The 12,818-nt window shown below is 58.7% G+C and carries 19 protein-coding genes and 1 other annotated feature; of the genes, 8 read left to right on the forward strand and 11 right to left on the reverse strand.

Annotated elements, in window-relative coordinates:
• Positions 1 to 229: 229 nt before the first annotated feature.
• Entirely contained in the window at positions 230 to 1,069 is an 840-nt protein-coding gene (locus tag DOU54_RS06320) for a UDP-2,3-diacylglucosamine diphosphatase (RefSeq protein ID WP_006697377.1), read from the forward strand.
• Between the two features lie 297 nt (positions 1,070 to 1,366).
• On the opposite strand, the gene dgcA is transcribed toward DOU54_RS06320, so the two are convergent.
• Positions 1,367 to 2,350 carry an N-acetyl-D-Glu racemase DgcA gene (dgcA, locus tag DOU54_RS06325; RefSeq protein WP_113730947.1) on the reverse strand — a complete coding sequence of 328 codons (984 nt, stop codon included), beginning with the start codon at positions 2,348 to 2,350 and terminating at the stop codon, positions 1,367 to 1,369.
• Between the two features lie 143 nt (positions 2,351 to 2,493).
• On the opposite strand from dgcA, the gene DOU54_RS06330 reads away from it, so the two are divergent.
• From DOU54_RS06330 to DOU54_RS06345, 4 genes are read left to right on the forward strand one after another with little or no spacing between them, the layout of a single operon-like run.
• Positions 2,494 to 3,654, forward strand: a complete 1,161-nt coding sequence (locus DOU54_RS06330) for an ABC transporter permease (RefSeq protein ID WP_004442030.1) — start codon at positions 2,494 to 2,496, stop codon at positions 3,652 to 3,654.
• Between the two features lie 10 nt (positions 3,655 to 3,664).
• Entirely contained in the window at positions 3,665 to 4,504 is an 840-nt protein-coding gene (locus DOU54_RS06335) for an ABC transporter ATP-binding protein (RefSeq protein ID WP_004442028.1), read from the forward strand.
• An 8-nt stretch (positions 4,505 to 4,512) separates the two neighbouring features.
• Positions 4,513 to 5,883 (forward strand): MlaD family protein, encoded by a 1,371-nt coding sequence (locus DOU54_RS06340; RefSeq protein WP_004442026.1) that lies wholly within the window; start codon positions 4,513 to 4,515, stop codon positions 5,881 to 5,883.
• 15 nt (positions 5,884 to 5,898) lie between these two features.
• Entirely contained in the window at positions 5,899 to 6,501 is a 603-nt protein-coding gene (locus tag DOU54_RS06345; RefSeq protein WP_113380581.1) for an ABC-type transport auxiliary lipoprotein family protein, read from the forward strand.
• Between the two features lie 59 nt (positions 6,502 to 6,560).
• Here the strand turns inward: DOU54_RS06345 and DOU54_RS06350 are convergent, their stop codons facing one another.
• Positions 6,561 to 6,998 carry a PACE efflux transporter gene (locus DOU54_RS06350; protein WP_004442023.1) on the reverse strand — a complete coding sequence of 146 codons (438 nt, stop codon included), beginning with the start codon at positions 6,996 to 6,998 and terminating at the stop codon, positions 6,561 to 6,563.
• A 259-nt stretch (positions 6,999 to 7,257) separates the two neighbouring features.
• Here DOU54_RS06350 and DOU54_RS27355 point away from each other — a divergent pair, with 259 nt between their 5' ends.
• Together DOU54_RS27355 and DOU54_RS06360 are read left to right on the forward strand one after the other, a co-directional pair.
• Entirely contained in the window at positions 7,258 to 7,416 is a 159-nt protein-coding gene (locus tag DOU54_RS27355) for a hypothetical protein (RefSeq protein ID WP_167378188.1), read from the forward strand.
• Positions 7,417 to 7,565: 149 nt separating this feature from the next.
• Positions 7,566 to 7,817, forward strand: coding sequence for a hypothetical protein (locus tag DOU54_RS06360; RefSeq protein WP_004442021.1), 252 nt, complete (start codon positions 7,566 to 7,568; stop codon positions 7,815 to 7,817).
• 129 nt (positions 7,818 to 7,946) lie between these two features.
• Here DOU54_RS06360 and DOU54_RS06365 read toward each other — a convergent pair whose 3' ends face one another.
• From DOU54_RS06365 to DOU54_RS06375, 3 genes are all read right to left on the reverse strand, one after another.
• On the reverse strand, positions 7,947 to 8,135 hold the full coding sequence (locus DOU54_RS06365; RefSeq protein WP_004442020.1) for a hypothetical protein: 189 nt from the start codon (positions 8,133 to 8,135) through the stop codon (positions 7,947 to 7,949).
• A gap of 263 nt (positions 8,136 to 8,398) precedes the next feature.
• Positions 8,399 to 8,623 carry a hypothetical protein gene (locus DOU54_RS06370; protein ID WP_004442019.1) on the reverse strand — a complete coding sequence of 75 codons (225 nt, stop codon included), beginning with the start codon at positions 8,621 to 8,623 and terminating at the stop codon, positions 8,399 to 8,401.
• A gap of 202 nt (positions 8,624 to 8,825) precedes the next feature.
• On the reverse strand, positions 8,826 to 9,077 hold the full coding sequence (locus DOU54_RS06375) for a hypothetical protein (protein WP_004442017.1): 252 nt from the start codon (positions 9,075 to 9,077) through the stop codon (positions 8,826 to 8,828).
• A 402-nt stretch (positions 9,078 to 9,479) separates the two neighbouring features.
• On the opposite strand from DOU54_RS06375, the gene tolA reads away from it, so the two are divergent.
• The gene (gene tolA, locus DOU54_RS06380) at positions 9,480 to 9,923 is read left to right on the forward strand and encodes a cell envelope integrity protein TolA (protein ID WP_286079864.1); all 444 of its coding nucleotides are present in this window, start codon (positions 9,480 to 9,482) and stop codon (positions 9,921 to 9,923) included.
• A gap of 293 nt (positions 9,924 to 10,216) precedes the next feature.
• Positions 10,217 to 10,304, reverse strand: a sequence feature (Trp leader region).
• On the opposite strand, the gene DOU54_RS06390 is transcribed toward tolA, so the two are convergent.
• From DOU54_RS06390 to DOU54_RS06415, 6 genes are all read right to left on the reverse strand, one after another.
• Complete coding sequence (locus DOU54_RS06390) at positions 10,293 to 11,360, reverse strand: tyrosine-type recombinase/integrase (protein ID WP_286079865.1); 1,068 nt, start codon at positions 11,358 to 11,360, stop codon at positions 10,293 to 10,295. Its footprint overlaps the feature before it by 12 nt.
• Positions 11,323 to 11,601: a helix-turn-helix transcriptional regulator gene (locus DOU54_RS06395; RefSeq protein ID WP_113730951.1), complete on the reverse strand. Its 279-nt coding sequence runs from the start codon at positions 11,599 to 11,601 to the stop codon at positions 11,323 to 11,325. Before DOU54_RS06395 ends, DOU54_RS06390 begins: the two co-directional genes overlap by 38 nt.
• A complete protein-coding gene (locus DOU54_RS06400) occupies positions 11,598 to 11,807 on the reverse strand; it encodes a hypothetical protein (protein WP_113730953.1) in 210 nt (69 codons plus the stop codon). Before DOU54_RS06400 ends, DOU54_RS06395 begins: the two co-directional genes overlap by 4 nt.
• Positions 11,804 to 11,995 carry a hypothetical protein gene (locus tag DOU54_RS06405; protein ID WP_113730954.1) on the reverse strand — a complete coding sequence of 64 codons (192 nt, stop codon included), beginning with the start codon at positions 11,993 to 11,995 and terminating at the stop codon, positions 11,804 to 11,806. The genes DOU54_RS06400 and DOU54_RS06405 overlap by 4 nt, the downstream gene beginning before the upstream one ends.
• Positions 11,992 to 12,339: a hypothetical protein gene (locus tag DOU54_RS06410; protein ID WP_113730956.1), complete on the reverse strand. Its 348-nt coding sequence runs from the start codon at positions 12,337 to 12,339 to the stop codon at positions 11,992 to 11,994. The genes DOU54_RS06405 and DOU54_RS06410 overlap by 4 nt, the downstream gene beginning before the upstream one ends.
• Positions 12,332 to 12,799 carry a hypothetical protein gene (locus DOU54_RS06415; RefSeq protein WP_146617333.1) on the reverse strand — a complete coding sequence of 156 codons (468 nt, stop codon included), beginning with the start codon at positions 12,797 to 12,799 and terminating at the stop codon, positions 12,332 to 12,334. Before DOU54_RS06415 ends, DOU54_RS06410 begins: the two co-directional genes overlap by 8 nt.
• Positions 12,800 to 12,818: the final 19 nt, after the last annotated feature.

Here is a 12,818-nt window from a genome sequence, read left to right on the forward strand (position 1 = left end):
GTCTTCCACCGTCGTATCTGGTTTTATTTCGGACCCCTGAATACAACAAACTTCCCCGTGGTACAGCCGTTATTTACGGGCGTCTCATGCAAATGCGGCCACGGCTTATTCGCGTTTTCGTGAAGCGTTTCGTCATATTCCCTGCAAAAAACGGCCGCTGTCATGTTGCTGAAACACGAGTCTGGTTCTGAGAGGGAAGAAAGCCGCAGGGACGCAACCGAACAGGGGGATGAAATCCGTGGCCGGTCAAATCGAAACCAGACAGTTCAGAACGCTTTTCATTTCGGATGTTCATCTTGGTTCCAAGGCGGCCAAGACTGACTATCTGCTGGACTTCCTCAGACATCACGAGGCCGAAACGATCATTCTCGTCGGTGACATTGTCGACGGCTGGCGCCTGCGCCGCAGCTGGTACTGGCCGCAGGGTTGCAACGACGTGGTGCAAAAGCTGCTGCGCAAGGCCCGCAAGGGAACCCGCATCGTGTATATTCCCGGCAATCACGATGAATTCCTGCGGGAGTTCCCCGGCATGCATTTCGGCGGCATCGAAGTGGCCGAACGCATGATCCATGAGGCGGCCGACGGCAGGAAATATCTCATCATCCATGGCGACGAGTTCGACGTGGTGGTGCGCAACGCCCGCCTGCTCGCCTATCTCGGCGACTGGGCCTATGACGCAGCAATCGCCATCAATATCGCCATCGCCGCCGTACGCCGCCGCATCGGCCTGCCTTACTGGTCGTTTTCGGCCTGGGCCAAGCTGCAGGTGAAACACGCCGTCAACTTCATCGGTGAATTCCAGCGTGTGGTGGCGGATGAAGCCCGGCGCAACAATGTCGACGGCGTGATCTGTGGCCATATTCACCACGCCGTCATGGAAGACATGGACGGCATACGTTACATCAACACCGGCGACTGGGTGGAAAGCTGCACGGCGATTGCCGAGAACGCCGATGGCAGCTTCGAGCTGATCACCTGGATGCAGACGAGCGAAGTGGTTGCCGAGCAGACATCGGACGAAATGGAGCCGGTGAATATTCCGGGGCTGATTGGCAAGCACGCGGCGTGATTGGAGCGTTTGACGGGCGCTGATGGTAGGCTCACCTGTAAACGAGTGTTGGTTGAAATTGTAGCATCCGCATACCGTCATCCCGGCCCTGAGCCGGGATCCAGTGCGATCAAGTCTTTGATCGCGTAAGACTTATTTCTCACGGCGCAGACGCGCCGTGGCTGGATGCCGGATCAGGTCCGGCATGACCGAGGTGAGGCTTTAGAGGCTTCTCAGTAACCTTCCGGTGACGCACCGGAGAGAGGGTGCGAATGCAGCCTCTAGGCACCAACCCAGTCCGGACCCTTAGCGAGAGCTCTACCCCCACAATTCCGGCCGCGCCGGATAAACAAGCGACCCTTCATAAACCAGCCCAGGCTCCCGATCCTCGGCCAAAAGCAGCGGGCCGTCGAGATCGGCAAAGGCTGTGCCCTGCGCGGCAAGCACGGCAGGTGCCATGCCCAGCGAGGTGCCGAGCATGCAGCCGACCATGATGGTGAAACCGAGCCTTTCGGCCTCCGCCTTCATGACAAGCGCCTCCGTCAGGCCGCCGGTCTTGTCGAGCTTGATGTTGATCGCGTCGTAGCGGTCGCGCAGGCCGGTGAGGTCCTTGGTGGAATGCACGCTTTCATCGGCGCAGATCAGCACCGGATGGTCGATACGGGAGAGAATGGCGTCCTTGCCGGCGGGCAGGGGCTGTTCGATCAGCGATATCTTCAGCTCTGCCGCAAGCCTCAGATAATATTCGATATTATCGTCATTCCAGCCTTCGTTGGCATCGATGATGATGCGCGCCTCGGGTGCGGCTGCGCGGACGGCCCGCAGGCGGGCTTCATCGTCGGCTGTGCCGGTCTTGATCTTCAGAAGCGGACGTCCGGCGTTCTCCGCGGTCTTTGCGGCCATGGTCTCAGGGTCTGCAAGCGAAATCGTATAGGCTGTGACGAGCGGCTCTGCCTCCTGTCCGAGGACCTGCTCGGCGACGCTCTGGCCGCTCATCTTCGCCTGGAGATCCCAAAGCGCGCAATCCACCGCATTACGGGCCGCACCCGGTTCCATCGCCTGCTGCAACTCCTGCCGCGTCAGGCCTGCGGCGATCCGCTCCGCCATCGCCTCGATATCGGCAATGACGCCTTCGATGCTTTCGCCATATCGCGGATAGGGCACACATTCACCTCTGCCGGTGAAGGAACCATCGCGGATGGTGCACGTTACGACATCCGCATGCGTCCGGGTGCCGCGTGAAATGGTGAAGCTGCCAGCAACGGCGAAACGTTCTGTTGTGGCTTGAAGGTAACGGGGCATGTTTTTTCACTTCCGATTGGGCGTCAAATGACACATGACGCCAAATTTATCACGAATTGTCGGCTGCCACTGTGGCTTGCCGGAGGCCGAAACGTTATGAAACCTTTAAGAATCTCGTGACGGCTGCATTCGCTCGGAGCATTATGCAAGAACAGGACACACGGCAACAGGCGACCCCGGCCGCAATCACCGAAGACGGCACCGTCTCCGGCGGCGGCCTGCGCTATGTCATGAGCGGCTCCTGGCGCAACAGTAATCTCTCCGCCGTTTTACCTGATCTCGATAAGATCGAAAAAAGCAGACCCGCCGGCCCGGTGGAGATCGAGCTTTCCTCCGTCGAGTCCATCGATACGACCGGCGCCTGGATCATCCAGCGCCTGCGCAAGGACCTCGAGGCGAATGGTGCGACCGTCACGCTCAGCGGCAACGACCGTATCGAGCAGGTGATCGGGCAGCTGCCCGACAAGGCGGAGATGGAGGCGGAGCCGGTCGCGCGTGAGGGACTGGTGGAGCGCATCTTTTCTCCGATCGGCAAGGCCGTGGTCCAGAATGGCGCGGATTTCCTGGCGGGCATGTATATTCTGGGTTCGGCAGTGCGCGGTGCGCAGATGAAGCTCGGACGCGGGCGCGGCGTCTCGCCGGCGGCAATCGTCAACCAGATTGACCATATGGGCGTGCGCGCCGTGCCGATCATCATGCTGATGTCGTTCCTGATCGGTGCCATCATCGCCCAGCAAGGCGCGTTCCAGCTCAGATATTTCGGGGCTGAGGTCTTCGTCGTCGATCTGGTCGGCATTCTCCAGCTGCGTGAAATCGGTGTGCTGCTGACTGCGATCATGATCGCCGGCCGCTCCGGCAGCGCCATCACCGCCGAAATTGGCTCCATGAAGATGCGCGAGGAAATCGACGCGCTGAAGGTGATTGGCCTCAATCCCGTGGGCGTGCTGGTGTTTCCGCGGCTGGTGGCGCTCACCATTGCGCTGCCGCTTCTGACCATTCTCGCCAATTTTGCCGCGCTTTTTGGTGCTGCCATCGTGGCGCTGCTTTATTCCGGCATCACTTTTGAGGTGTTCCTCTCGCGTCTGCATGGCGCGGTGGAGGAATCGACCATCGCAGCGGGTATGATCAAGGCGCCGTTCATGGCGCTCATCATCGGCATCGTCGCAGCGGTGGAGGGCATGAAAGTAGGCGGCTCGGCGGAATCGCTCGGCCAGCACGTCACCTCCTCGGTGGTGAAGTCGATCTTCGTCGTCATTCTGGTGGATGGTCTTTTTGCCATCTTCTACGCAGCCATCGATTTCTAGGGAGGGCGCGTTGGAAACACTGGACCAGAAACCGCAGCAGCAGACAAAGACCGGAAAAGACGGCCGCGAGGTGGTGCTTTCCGTCGAGGGCGTGACAGTCGGCTTTAACGGCCGGAACGTGCTGGAAGATCTCAATCTCGATGTCTATCGCGGCGAAATCCTGGGTTTCATCGGTCCCTCCGGGGCCGGAAAATCCGTGTTGATGCGCACGGTCCTGCGGCTTTTGCCACGGCAGGCGGGCACGATCAGCATTCTCGGCTCTGATTATGACAAGGCGGGCGAGGACGAGCGCATGAGGCTCGACCAGCGGCTTGGGGTGCTGTTCCAGCAGGGCGCGCTGTTTTCCGGCCTGACGGTGAAGGAAAACATCCAGCTGCCGATGCGCGAATATCTCGATCTGCCGAAGAAACTGATGGACGAGCTTGCCTATCTCAAGATCGAGATGGTGGGGCTGAAGCCCGATGCGGGCGACAAATACCCGTCGGAACTGTCAGGCGGCATGATCAAGCGCGCAGCGCTTGCCCGGGCGCTGTCGCTCGATCCCGACCTCGTCTTCCTTGATGAGCCGACATCCGGCCTCGATCCCATCGGGGCGGCGGAATTTGATATGCTGATCGCGCGGCTGCGCGATTCGCTCGGCCTGACCGTTTATATGGTGACGCACGATCTCGACAGCCTGTTCTCCGTCTGTGACCGCATTGCGGTTCTCGGCCAGAAGAAGGTGCTGGTGGAAGGGACGCTGCAGGACATGTTTGCCTGCGACGACCCGTGGGTGCAGTCCTATTTCCGCGGTAAACGGGCGCGCTCTGTCGTTCTTCCGGACGACAGGCAGGAACATCCGGTGGAGTAACGAGAAGCATGGAAACCAAGGCGAACTACACCATAGTCGGAATTTTCACGCTGATCGTGATCGCCGCTGCATTTGGCTTCGTTTACTGGATGGCGGAATTCGGCCGCGGTGGCCCGACAGCACAGCTTGTGGTGCGTATTCCGGGCTCCGCCAATGGCCTTTCGGTCGGCTCTCCGGTGCGTTTCAACGGTATTCCCGTCGGCACGGTGCGCGGGCTTGCAATCGACCGCGACGACCCGGCCTATTCCATCGCCTTTACAGAGGTACAGGCGGATGCGCCGGTTTTCCCTTCCACACGCGCCGTGCTTGAAATTCAGGGCCTGACCGGAGCGGCGTATATCGAGCTTTCCGGCGGCAACAAGGATGGCGAGCGCATTCTGCAGAAAGCCGTCGAAAGCGGTGTTCCGGCCGAGCTGACGGCCGATCTTTCCAGCGTCACCAACCTGCTTGCCACCGCCGACAAGATACTGAAGCGCGCCGATGGCGCCATCGGCGAATTGCAGGGCTTCGTGCAGGATGCGCGCGGCCCGCTGACGCAGACGGTTCGCAATGCCGAAAAATTCTCCGATGCGCTGGCGGCAAACTCCGATGGCATCAAGAATTTCATTGCCAGCCTCAGCTCGCTTTCCACCACCGTACAGTCGGTCTCGGTGCGCCTCGACGGCACGCTGAGCGCCATCGAAGATCTGGTGAAGGCAGTGGATGCTGGCAAGATCGATTCCATCCTGTCCAATGTCGACAAGGTGACGAAGGATGTCGCGTCGGCTTCGAGCGATATTCAGGGCATCATGGAAACGGTGCAGAGCACGGCGCGCAATTTCGAGGCGGCAAGCACGGAAGTGCAGACGGTCGTCAAGCGCGCGGATGAGCTTCTCGCCTCCGTCGATCCCGCCAAGGTGGGCACCGTGGTTGACGACGTTTCCTCTGCGACCGCCGATGCGCGCGATGCTGTCGCGAACTTCAAGCGGATCGCCGATGATGTGGGCGCACGGCGCGCCGATATCGATCAGGCGGTTTCCGATTTCACCGAGATGGGCCGCAAGCTGAACCTGGCCTCCAGCCGCGTTGATGGGATTCTCGCCAAGGTGGACGGCATGCTCGGCACTGACGACGCCAATTCGCTGTTTGCCAAGGCGCGTGAGACGCTCACCTCCTTCAAGGCGGTGGCCGACAATCTCAATGCCCGCATCGGACCGATCGCCGACAATCTGACCCGCTTCTCGAGCTCGGGCCTGAAAGATTTCCAGGCATTGATCGGCAGCACGCGACAGACGGTGGACAATCTCAACAATGCCATCACCAATATCGACCGCGATCCGCAACGGTTGATTTTCGGCGGCGAAACCGTGAAACAATATGACGGCAGAACAAGGCGCTAAGAGGGGTATGGGCCAATGAGACTATCGATGAACGGCCAACGCCGCGCCCTCCTTCTGGCTCCGCTGCTTGCTGCAATGATGGCGGGCTGCGCGGGCGCGCCGAAGAACGATACGTTCGATCTCTCCGTCTCGCCGGCGGCGGTGACACAGGGGCCGTCGCTGAAAAGCCGCCAGCTGCTGATTGCCGATCCGACCGCCCTGAAGGCGCTGGACAGCGAAAACATCGTGGTGCGGCTTTCTGGCTCGGAAGTGCAATATCTCGGTAACTCGCAATGGAGCGACCGCCTGCCGCGTATGGTGCAATCCAAGCTCGTGGAAGCGTTCGAGGATACCGGCAAACTCGGCGGCGTCGGCCGGCCGGGGCAGGGGCTGGCGATCGATTATCAGGTCGTGAGCGATATCCGTGCCTTCGAGATCGATACGGCGAAGAACCTCGCCAATATCGAAATCTCGGTGAAGCTCCTCAACGACCGCAACGGCACGGTGAAGGCGCAGGAGGTGTTCCGTTCCAGCGCCCGCGTCAGCGGCTCAGGCAACGCCAATTTCGTGAAAGCACTCGACCAGGCCTTTGCCGCCGCGACGCGTGAGATTGTGGCCTGGACGCTGAAGTCTCTCTGACGGTTGGTCCGTGCAGGCGCGGTGCCGGCACGGACGCTATCGGTATTTTCCCGATCGTTTCAGGCGGCGTCCTGCTGCGACTTCCATTCCGGCAATGGGAAGACGCGGTCGTAGCTCCAGTTGAAGACAAAAGCATAGACCACGTAAAAAAGCGCGAACGAGATATCCATCACCAGCGCGTGGGCAAGGCTGATATTCAGATACCAGGCGATGAAGGGCATCAGGACGATAAGCAGGCCGAGTTCGAACAGCACCGCGTGCCCGACCCGAATGGCGGGTGTCTTGAGCGTCGTGCCCTTCAGGCGCTGCATGGCGTGGTCGAAGCCGAGATTATAGACGTAATTCCAGATGGTCGCGAGCGTGGCGCTGACGAGGCCCACGACGCCGATATCCTCCATGGGCATGCCAAACAGCAATGCGCCGAGTGGAATGACCAGCAGAAGCCCGATGATCTCGAAACTGAGGGCGTGGCGGATACGATCTTGCAGGGAGCGCATTCTATTCTCCGGTTTGTGACCGGGCCGTCCCGCATGCTGTCGCCGATGTGGCCGAGGTCGTCCTCGCGCCTGGTCATATATAGCTTTCGGGCGGATTTTTCAAGCATGGGGGACTTGGGGAGTGTTCCGCCTGCTTCGTCTCGCCGCCGCGGAAGAAAAAACAGGCGGCGACACGTTCATTCTTTCGACTGCACCAACGAAACCGTGATCGGAACAAGACCAGTGCATTTTCGTTATCGCTTACGGAAGGAGTCGTGCAATGCAGCAGAATTCCCTCGAAGGAAGAACGATCAAGGCCGCCAACCAGGCGAAGGTTTCGACTTACACGCCAAGCCTGATTTCCCTCAAGGGAAGTTACGTGGCGATGATATTTCGCAGACCGCTTTGCAGAAATCCGCTGGATCTGCGGAAGAAATAAACAAAGCACGGCCAGTTCTGGCGCACCATTCGCATATCGAAACGACGACTGCCGACGTGAAGTTTATAAGGTGTCTCTAAAGTGTGATTTTCAATCCGGTTCGTCTCCACCTAGACTGGAGATTGCCATAAAAGCGAAGGGAGAATGACATGAAATCAGTTCTCATTATCGCCGCTGTCTTTGGTTTTTCCGCCAGCGCAGCGCTTGCGGAATGCGCGGGTCATGAAAAGATCAACGCTTCCGTCCCTGCCGTCGACCGCGAATTCAAAACCGCAAGCATCGTTCCGCCGACGGAACCGGCTGACAAGCCCGTCGTCATCCTGAAAAAGACCGATCGCCTTCCCGCCGCGGCGGTTGCCACGACCGGCGAGCCCGAAGCCGCAATGCAACGCATGCAATAAGACAGAACCATGATCTCTTCATTCTGAAAATCCCGTGCGCGATGTGATCCGCACGGGATTTTTCATTGTCTGGCTGCGTCGCGCCGCCGTTTTGCAGGCGTTTGAACGTCACCAGAAAGGCAGACAGCCTCAGCTGTCGAGCTTCAGCGACAATTGCCGCGGTCCTTCGCTCTTCTTGAGCACGTAAAGCGGCCTGGTGATGATGACCTCGGTGCGCCGCTGCAATTCGCGCCGGCGTTCCAGCGCGCGCTCGCGCATGTCACGGGAACGGGCCACGACGGTGAGGGCATTTTCTATGGTTGCGTCTGCTGTGTTCATCGCTGACCTCCATAATGTTCACTATATGTTCTCATTATTGGCTGCTTGTGTCAACACTAAGGCAGGCTGTCAGCGCCATTCCGACATTGCTGGGTAAACAGGGGCGTATGACGTGGCAGCGGGCGTGGGGCCCGGCACGGCTCCGCAAGGCGCATCATGCGCCTGCGGTGGAGGCGTTTAGCCTACGCCAGCCTGGGGATCGGTGTGTGGGGATGGATATCAAGATTGCCCGGGCGCTGATCCGCCCCGGCGGCAGGGTGCATTCAGGAGTGGGGGCGTTGGTCCGGCGCTGCGAGCGTCGATAACATATCGGTGAGATGTTCGCTGGCGAGCGCCACGATGGCGAGTGCGGCCTGCTGGCGGTTCCAGCCGGCATGTTCGGCTTTTTCAATGAGCCCCTGAATGGAGGGTTCCAGTGCGAACTGGCACTCGGCCTGATAGTCCATGGTGTCGATCGAAAGCGACGGGGAATTGATTGCGGCCCGCATCGTTTGGTCTCCCTGTTTTCCGTCATGTCCTTCAAACGCGAAACGCAAATTGGAACATGCACATTCAGAGGCCGGTGATACCGCATCTGCCCCGCAGGGCCCGATATCACTGGCAGCGAATCCCCCAGCAGGCGGGAGTTAACGGCAAGTGCCCGTCGCTGTCAACGAATGCCCGGTAGCGATGAGGCGGGGATGCGCTTTTTCAGAGGCTTCGGTTGCGGAAGGGTTTTCGTCTCCAGATCAGCAGAGCCATGACATAAAGCGCGAAAAGGACGAACCATGTGACCGGAAGCACCATGAAAAGCGCCGCAAAAGCACAGCTTCCCTCGAAACAGGAGCCGAGGAGCCCGGAATCGGCAAGGGCTGCCGATAATAAAAACGCACATACCCCGCTCCCGACCGCGCCGAGGACGAACAGCAATATGGTGATGAGTAATCTCATAATCTCGATCATAGGGATGATTGAGACAGCTTTGCGGAAGTAACGTCACCGCAACGCCGAGAATCGCGCTTTCGTCCGCTTCATCGCAAGAATTTGAAGAGGCATCCCGGGATCGTTGGGTGCCTCGACGCAGCATGACTGAAAAACCGCCCGGGGGTTATGTCAATTTCCTTTCTGGGGCGCGGTTTTAATGTATATCTTACTTCATTGCGGTATATTGTGAAATATATTTTGTAATATAAATATTTTTGTGAGAGATTTTAGAAAGTTCATAAGTATTTTTTCTTCATCGTTTTGTATCTAGGTTAGGCGATAAATCCGAGTGTTATTTCATTGATATTTTAGCCATCACTTACTGACAAGCGGCGCGGATTCACCATCCTGCGGCTGTGTCGCGAGGAAAGGATAGCAGATTTGTTCATTCTTTCATTCCCGGCTTGCCCGACCGGCAAGCTCTCGGGCCTTGTGGCCTGCGCCATCGTGCTGACAGGTTTCCTGACGCAGGCTTCCGCTCAGTCGCGCGCCTGCAACGACCCTACGCCTGTCGGCAATCTCGACGAAATGTTCGATGCCATCTTCGCCTGCTGGGTGCCGCCGGAGGACACGGAGGGACTGGTGGTGACGCTGCAGTTCATTTTGCACAAGGACGGAAGGATAAGGGACAAGGTGGTGGTGATTGCCGCGCGCCCGCAGGAGGATAGTCCAAGACGCAGGGCCTTCATCGAATCCGCCATCGAGGCGGTAAGGCGGGCGGCACCTGTTCTCTTTACCGAGCAGTTTGGAAGCCGTATCGCCGGCCGGCCGCTGGCGCCGCGTTTTGTCGGTGTAAAAGAGCCTGTGCCGACGCTGGAACTTTAGAGGCCAGGCGAAAACACGCGACGCTTCGAGCGCTGGCGTCGTGACTGCCGGCAGCAAATTTACTGCGATCGGAATGCCCGACCTAAAACGAGGCTTCCGAAGCTCACGCGATGCTTCAAACCGGCATCGCAACGTCTTGTCCTTTATGGAGAAATTTGGTGGGTGATGTAGGGCTCGAACCTACGACCCGCTGATTAAGAGTCAGCTATTTATTAATATAAAAACAAAGCCATAAAAACAAACTGCGTATAATCCAGTATGGCAAATTTCAATAACTTACAGTCCATTTGAAAACTAAAAAGCCCGCTCATTTGGCGGGCTTTTGTACAGCTGTTTTTGCTTATTTGTCCAGTGACCGCGGCACCTTTGTCACCAACCCTTACCTTCCAGCTTCAGAATCGCTTGCTCTGCGAGCTCTACCTTACCGCCCAGATAATGCGCGTCCAGGATCTGCTCGACGTCCTTCATGCTATGGCCGGTGATCGATGCGATCTGCGCCGTGTTGCAGCCTGACAGCGCCAGCCGCGTGACTGCCGTGCCGCGCAGGTCGTGGAATGTCAGGCCCTTGACGCCAGCAGCCTGCACCGCCTTGCGCCATGAAGTCCGAAAGCCATCACTGGTCCAGCTGTTGCCGTGCGCGTTGGTGAGGATCGTCGTAGCCTTGCGCGGCATTGCGTCTAGCATCTTCCGCACGGGAGCAGAGAGCGGAATGACGACGCGCGCTCCGGTCTTCCCTTGCCGAACGCGCAGAGCCGAGCCGTCGTAGTTGGTCCAGGCGGCGGCGAGGATGTCGCCTTGACGCTGGCCGGTCCACAACGCCAGCAACAACGCAGCGCTGATGTCCGGCTTGTGAAGCGACAGGACGGCAGCCACGTCCGCCTCCGTCCAGATTTTTTCTGTTCGATCGGCTTCATAAAGCCTGCCGCCGCGTTCACACACGTTGACCGTGATCAAGCCCCGGTCTTTGGCGAACGACAGCACCCGTGCAAGCGTGGTCCAAGCGTAATCGGCGGCTCGAGGTCGGTATTGATCTTTCGTCTTGCCCCCGGTCCTGGCGATGGTGTCGCGCCACTCCTTGAATTCTCCGCGCGCTTCCTTGCTCTGGATTTCATTGAACGACATGTCTCCAAATTCATCGCGGATCATGTCGAGGTAACGGCTATAAGCGCGGCGCGTTTTATCCGATGTGCCAGTAAACTCAGACGCCCCTTTGAAGTCCGTTATCAATTTGCCGAGCGTCTCCGATGGATCCGTGAACCGACCTTCTGTTGCGTCCGAAAAGGCGCGAACAAGCAGAGGGTCGCCCGGTTGAATCGGGGAGCCGTTCTTGTGCTTCAGCAGCGGGCCGCCGCGCCAGGCGTAGCAGTAGTAAATCGTCTTGCCTGTGGCCAGCGTCTTCTTAACCTTCATTAGCCCTTTGAGCTTTACGCGCGTCACGACGGCGCCTCCAATCGCTTAGGCCAGTGTCGGCCGTCTCATTCCCGCTCTTAGCAAGCCCGCTGATCTCGTTGAGCTTCGCGTCTATTGCCGCCTTGTCCCACCGTCGCGTTCCGAAGATCGCGGCCGGCATCTTGTGGCTTGCCACCCACATTGAAAATGTGGATTCAGCGATACCGCAATATTCTGCTGCCTGCCGCCTCGAAAGGAGCCGCGGCCCGTTGTCGTTGTCGTGTTTCATGCGACACCTCCCGCAACTGAATTTGGCTTCGTCGCCTCGATGATTACGTCGAGCGCGTCGATCGTGCCTGAGAGCTTTGCGGCTCTAAGCCCTTCGTTCACTCCTATTTGCCTAGCATCCATGCGCAAAAATGCCCGCAATTCGGCCAACTTTTCATCCCGTCTCCTAATCAGGATATCAGTATCGATCGTAGCCCAGCTGGTCACGGCTTCTCCTTCAGGGCGTTGCGTCCTGCCTCGGTGATCACCCATCTGCGAGGGTTCATCACGCATTCGGCCAGCCCATTGCGGCGGCAGAACTGCCGGACTTTATCTGCTGCATTATCTGCAATCCCTGGATGCTGCCCATTGGCGAGGCGGATCAGGAACTGCAAGTGTTCGTCTCTGAGCTTCATGGCTTGCCCTCCATCTTCGGTTGGGATGATGGGGCTTGGCAGTTGCCGCAGATCGTTGACAGCCCGCCCTCGAAGAACGGCCCCACCCGGCCAGCCCCGCCACACGTCGGGCACCCGCCTCGTTCTAATTTCATGGGCGGCGAAGTGCTCCAAGTCTTCCAATGCCGGAATTCAAGATCCATCCTGGCCGGTGTTATCGAGTGCGGCCCGTTGATCCTGATTAGGTCGCTTTGCGGGCGCGCCTGATCCTGCCAACTCTTGGCATTCCGATCATAATCCTCATGGGTGAGGTGGCGGATTTCCAGCGTCTCGCCCGGGCGCATGTAGATGACCTTATCAGCCATTGTCCTTGCCCTCCGTAGCGAGGGCGGAGTTGGCGTATTTTCCCGCAGATGTTTCAGGCCATTGGCTAGCGATGTAACGAAGCTGCGCCTGAAGCGTAATTACCTCGTTCTCGGCGGCTAACGTGCGCTCCAGCATCGTGCCGACGTATTCGCGGGCTTCGGGGTAATCCTGCCCTTCGATGCCAGCCTCGTTCAACGCTGCCACTAGCGGATAGATGTGCTCCGACCAGTTCATCTTCTGGCAGCCGATGATGCTGTTGCGGATGTCGTTGATCTTGGCGAGCGCCTTTTCGAGCACCTCCACATGTGATGAGGGCGAGGGGGTGGCCGCCTGGCGCGCGCGGTCGGCAAGAATGGCCTCTGCGATCCAGAGCGTGCGCTGGCCAAGCGTTTTTGCGTTGTGAAGGCGCATATTCAAAGCGCGAGCAATCGTCTCGACGTCATCAGGAATTTCCGTCATCTCTTCGCTCCTCGCGGCA

Source organism: Agrobacterium sp. MS2, assembly GCF_003261015.1.
In the GTDB taxonomy this organism is placed as follows: domain Bacteria; phylum Pseudomonadota; class Alphaproteobacteria; order Rhizobiales; family Rhizobiaceae; genus Agrobacterium; species Agrobacterium pusense.

Excerpts from the sequence above, each read along its gene's own strand:
- DOU54_RS06320 (WP_006697377.1), top strand. The coding sequence starts at position 230 with ATGAAATCCGTGGCCGGTCAAATCGAAACCAGACAGTTCAGAACGCTT.
- dgcA (WP_113730947.1), bottom strand. The coding sequence starts at position 2,350 with ATGCCCCGTTACCTTCAAGCCACAACAGAACGTTTCGCCGTTGCTGGC.
- DOU54_RS06330 (WP_004442030.1), top strand. The coding sequence starts at position 2,494 with ATGCAAGAACAGGACACACGGCAACAGGCGACCCCGGCCGCAATCACC.
- DOU54_RS06340 (WP_004442026.1), top strand. The coding sequence starts at position 4,513 with ATGGAAACCAAGGCGAACTACACCATAGTCGGAATTTTCACGCTGATC.
- DOU54_RS06345 (WP_113380581.1), top strand. The coding sequence starts at position 5,899 with ATGAGACTATCGATGAACGGCCAACGCCGCGCCCTCCTTCTGGCTCCG.
- DOU54_RS06350 (WP_004442023.1), bottom strand. The coding sequence starts at position 6,998 with ATGCGCTCCCTGCAAGATCGTATCCGCCACGCCCTCAGTTTCGAGATC.
- DOU54_RS27355 (WP_167378188.1), top strand. The coding sequence starts at position 7,258 with ATGCAGCAGAATTCCCTCGAAGGAAGAACGATCAAGGCCGCCAACCAG.
- DOU54_RS06360 (WP_004442021.1), top strand. The coding sequence starts at position 7,566 with ATGAAATCAGTTCTCATTATCGCCGCTGTCTTTGGTTTTTCCGCCAGC.
- DOU54_RS06365 (WP_004442020.1), bottom strand. The coding sequence starts at position 8,135 with ATGAACACAGCAGACGCAACCATAGAAAATGCCCTCACCGTCGTGGCC.
- DOU54_RS06370 (WP_004442019.1), bottom strand. The coding sequence starts at position 8,623 with ATGCGGGCCGCAATCAATTCCCCGTCGCTTTCGATCGACACCATGGAC.
- DOU54_RS06375 (WP_004442017.1), bottom strand. The coding sequence starts at position 9,077 with ATGATCGAGATTATGAGATTACTCATCACCATATTGCTGTTCGTCCTC.
- DOU54_RS06395 (WP_113730951.1), bottom strand. The coding sequence starts at position 11,601 with ATGAAACACGACAACGACAACGGGCCGCGGCTCCTTTCGAGGCGGCAG.
- DOU54_RS06405 (WP_113730954.1), bottom strand. The coding sequence starts at position 11,995 with ATGAAGCTCAGAGACGAACACTTGCAGTTCCTGATCCGCCTCGCCAAT.
- DOU54_RS06410 (WP_113730956.1), bottom strand. The coding sequence starts at position 12,339 with ATGGCTGATAAGGTCATCTACATGCGCCCGGGCGAGACGCTGGAAATC.
- DOU54_RS06415 (WP_146617333.1), bottom strand. The coding sequence starts at position 12,799 with ATGACGGAAATTCCTGATGACGTCGAGACGATTGCTCGCGCTTTGAAT.